This is a genomic window from Psychromonas aquimarina ATCC BAA-1526 (assembly GCF_000428725.1).
Taxonomy (GTDB): domain Bacteria; phylum Pseudomonadota; class Gammaproteobacteria; order Enterobacterales; family Psychromonadaceae; genus Psychromonas; species Psychromonas aquimarina.
Genome location: NZ_AUAM01000099.1, coordinates 1 through 3,664, shown reverse-complemented (window position 1 = coordinate 3,664; position 3,664 = coordinate 1). Strand labels below are relative to the sequence as shown.

Annotated in this window: 3 protein-coding genes; 2 read left to right on the top strand and 1 reads right to left on the bottom strand. The window is 40.1% G+C overall.

Annotated elements, in window-relative coordinates; all coding sequences use genetic code 11:
- Positions 1-157: 157 nt before the first annotated feature.
- On the bottom strand, positions 158-1,132 hold the full coding sequence (locus tag G337_RS0118760) for a UPF0236 family transposase-like protein (protein WP_028865237.1): 975 nt from the start codon (positions 1,130-1,132) through the stop codon (positions 158-160).
- A gap of 430 nt (positions 1,133-1,562) precedes the next feature.
- Here G337_RS0118760 and G337_RS0118755 point away from each other — a divergent pair, with 430 nt between their 5' ends.
- Both G337_RS0118755 and G337_RS0118750 read left to right on the top strand, forming a co-directional pair.
- Positions 1,563-2,987 (top strand): lytic polysaccharide monooxygenase, encoded by a 1,425-nt coding sequence (locus G337_RS0118755; RefSeq protein ID WP_028865236.1) that lies wholly within the window; start codon positions 1,563-1,565, stop codon positions 2,985-2,987.
- Between the two features lie 98 nt (positions 2,988-3,085).
- Positions 3,086-3,604, top strand: a complete 519-nt coding sequence (locus G337_RS0118750; protein WP_037028075.1) for a cytochrome b — start codon at positions 3,086-3,088, stop codon at positions 3,602-3,604.
- Positions 3,605-3,664 lie beyond the last annotated feature (60 nt).

Sequence of the window (3,664 nt, the reverse complement as noted above, 5' to 3'; positions counted from 1 at the left end):
ATGTCTAACATTACAGCTAAGCATGTCTATGTATCATCTGCTTATCAATACTTACTGTGAAGATTATTCCGGCGTATTCAAGATGCGACAGAACCTTTTAACGTATCCATGTCCGGTATGCGTCTATCCAAACACGGAAGTGTAATGCATTGAGGCTCTATAAGGCGGAGTTTAATATTATGACTCTCCATTTATTGTCCCAGTCATCCGTGTGGATCTTAGCCCTCAATTGTAAAATCGGATTAAGCCCTTCCCGTGACCAACGCATGTGTTTCTGGCCTTTACATCGTTGATTGGTCAGGCTCTCAACGGTTGATTCTGCGAGATTGCTTGTGAATATCAGCCTCTTCTTTTTACGTTCACGATAATTGACAATTCGAGCAACATTGTTCTGTATGTAATTCTTGAATTTTTCTATTTTACCCACTGATTTCTTAGATTTAACTGTGGCCATAAGCTGCTGTAAACGGGTTATCGTCGCTTCCGTATTACCTCGCCACAGATGCCATTTTATCCGTATAAACTTGCTTTTCTCTTTTTCTGGTAAGGCTATATTTTGCATTTTCATGGCGATATGGAACCAGTCCAAGATGCAAGTCATGCCACCACTTAAGCTGCGTAGACCCTCGACAACATTCCAACAATTTGTCGCTCCATCACAGATGTGCGTATTGGGTGTTAGCCCTTGTTTAAGGGCTGCAACGATTGTGTTATTGATAATTTCTTTTTGGTCGTCATCCTTCACTGAAGCTGCACAACTCTTGCTTGATAACGTATTTCTCGTTCCTTTCTTGTTTGACGTCAGTGATTCAGGATGATAAATGACCGACGTGAGCGCCTCTATACTTCGTTGTCCTTCAGTTGTTTTAACATGTCCTTCATCGACACAAACAACCAACTCTTCTGCATCTTCGATGGATAAAAGAGCCTTTTCAGCATCATCAACAGCGGTAATTGAACTGCCAACACTATGGGTAACCACTTTTATACGGTTATGATTATTGACGCTTCTTGGTTTGGCTGAAAACGTTTTAAACAGGTTTTCGCTGTCCCTGAAAGTTTGGGATGATGGTATTCCCAACTGTAGCTGATTGTTATTTAAAAATAATATCAATATAGTATTTATTAGCATCTTTGGCTTGGTCCAGCTTTCCGATACTGTCTAAACGAAAAAGTCAGATAATACAGTAGGCTCGAGAAGGTGCTTATTATACCCGGTATAATTATTCTTTAATTAACTGTGCCCGTAGGAAAGATCTATCACTCCTTTTCCTAAGACGCGACAGAACCAGGGATACCAGTACTTGTAAATAACATGCAGTTTTAATCAAATCATAAACAGCACCGGTTGAATGATTAACAACCAGCTTATGGTGTGCAGAATTTTCAGGGCCTGTGAATCGGTTCTGTCGCAAATAGTTTTTTTTGAGTGAAAATTAAAATTTAATATCCATTAAAAACAGATACTTAAAAAATTACAAAATACCAAAATTTACTATTTGCGACAGACCCCTTTAAAGCCTTTAAAGCCTTTAAAATCAGATGAATATGGAGTTTGTAATATGAAAAAAATAATATTAACGTCATTCAGTGCCCTAGCTGTATCAGCCGTTTTAGCCCCTGCCCTCGCCATCGCACATGGTTATGTTGCAGGCCAGTTTCCTTCTCGCGTTAATCTATGTCACTCAAGCAGTGGTTCTAAAAATGATTGTACAAGTGCGTCATACGATAGACAAAGTTTAGAAGCACCAAAAGGATTTCCAGCTGCCGGCCCTGCCGACGGCAAGATCGCCTCAGCACAAAAAGGCGGAGTATTTAATGTGCTGGATCTGCAGTCAGCAAACAAATGGTATAAAACCAAGATCCAGGCAGGTTATAATGATTTCCACTGGTTTAGTACCGCTAACCATAAAACCACTGATTACGTTTATTACATAACCAAACCAGGCTGGAATCAAAACGCACCGTTAACCCGTGAATCCTTTGATTTAGCAAACCCTTTCTGTGTCATTGATATGGGTGGTACGAAACCACCAATGAATTTAGGTGATACGCATAGCTGTAATGTACCAGAACGCAGCGGATATCAAGTTATCCTGTCAGTTTGGACAGTGGATGATACCGCCAATGCTTTTTACAATGTTATCGATGTGGAATTTGAAGACGGTGTAACACCGTCACCTGTAGATGATGTATGGGAGCAAAGCAGCACTATTGTACCAAAAGAAGATTTAGCCGCCGGCGATAAAGTGAAGGCCCGTTTCTTTGATTCAGCAGCAGGCTCATTTAGCTCTGAAACCATCATTGAAATTAACTCTGCAGCCAATGGTAAAAAGAATACCTGGTCTTACAATCTAGCTGTAGCCATCAATGCCGAGCAAACAGATGCACAAGCAGGATCAAAAAGTGACGATGATCTATTTACTCCAGTTTACGGTAATAACCCAGTCTATCTAAAAGCAGACTCTAACCTTAGCTCTGTTGAAGTTGACATTATCAAAAGCGAAATCCCTGTTGATGACAGCATCACCGTTTTAGGTTTAAAAGATCAGTATGTGATCAACAACAATTCAGTAGACATTACGTTCAGCATTGAAGCTGTCGGCAACTTAAATATCACCAATACGATTTTTGATGCCGATAATAAAGCCGTAGCATCGGCATCTGAAAATGTTAACAATACTGTTGAAAGCTTTACGCTATCACTTGATAATGCCACTGCAGGTGCTTTTACACTGGTATCAATTGCCAGCTCGAACGAAAACAGTAACCTGTCACTGCAAGAATCAAATAGCTTCAATATCATTAATGCTGAAGTTCCGGGTGACTGCCAGGATATTCAAGAAATTGATCTCAGCAAGCAGTACAAACCGGGCGAAGAAGTTTCCTACCAAGGTAATGTCTACCGTGCAGAACGCTGGACTGATGTCGGTAGAACACCGGATAGCCAGTACTCAGGCTGGGTCTTAGTCGGTCCTTGTGAATAAAGCGCTATACACAAACCTTTAAAAATTAAGTCAGCTTAAATCAAACAGCGTAAAGAATATTTACGCTGTTCTTTATTCGCATGAAAGTAGGAAAGCATATGAGTAAACTAACCTCGCAGTTTGATATGACCGCAAAATATCTGCATTGGATCTCAGCAGTGGTTATTTTGTGGGCAAGTATATCGGGATTATATATCGCGTTCTTCGAGTTGGAACCGCATATCAAAATATCAATTTTAAATTTCAATGTATTGATAACAACCATCTTTATTCCACTGTTTTGCTGGCGTATCTACCACAGAATAAAGCATGGCCTGCCGCAACCGCCGCCAGGTATGTCTGCATTAGAAGTAAAGTTTGCACACTTCGGACATACCTTACTCTATGTACTGGTTTCACTTGTTCTGCTGAGTGGCGTATTGATGATGGATCGTGATGTGACTGTATTTCAATTATTTATTCTGCCGCAGCTGCTGCAGGATCAAAGCAGTATTCAATTTTTTGAAGGCATGCATTTATACACATGCCGATTATTAGCTCTATTAGTGATTTGTCATTTAGCTGCGTTAATAAAACATGAAATCATGGGCAGGCGTATTTTGAAAAGAATGCTTTAGTCATAATACATAGCTGGGTTCTGTCGCATCTTGAATACGCCGGAATAATCTTCACAGTAA

Excerpts from the sequence above, each read along its gene's own strand:
- G337_RS0118760 (WP_028865237.1), bottom strand. The coding sequence starts at position 1,132 with ATGCTAATAAATACTATATTGATATTATTTTTAAATAACAATCAGCTA.
- G337_RS0118755 (WP_028865236.1), top strand. The coding sequence starts at position 1,563 with ATGAAAAAAATAATATTAACGTCATTCAGTGCCCTAGCTGTATCAGCC.
- G337_RS0118750 (WP_037028075.1), top strand. The coding sequence starts at position 3,086 with ATGAGTAAACTAACCTCGCAGTTTGATATGACCGCAAAATATCTGCAT.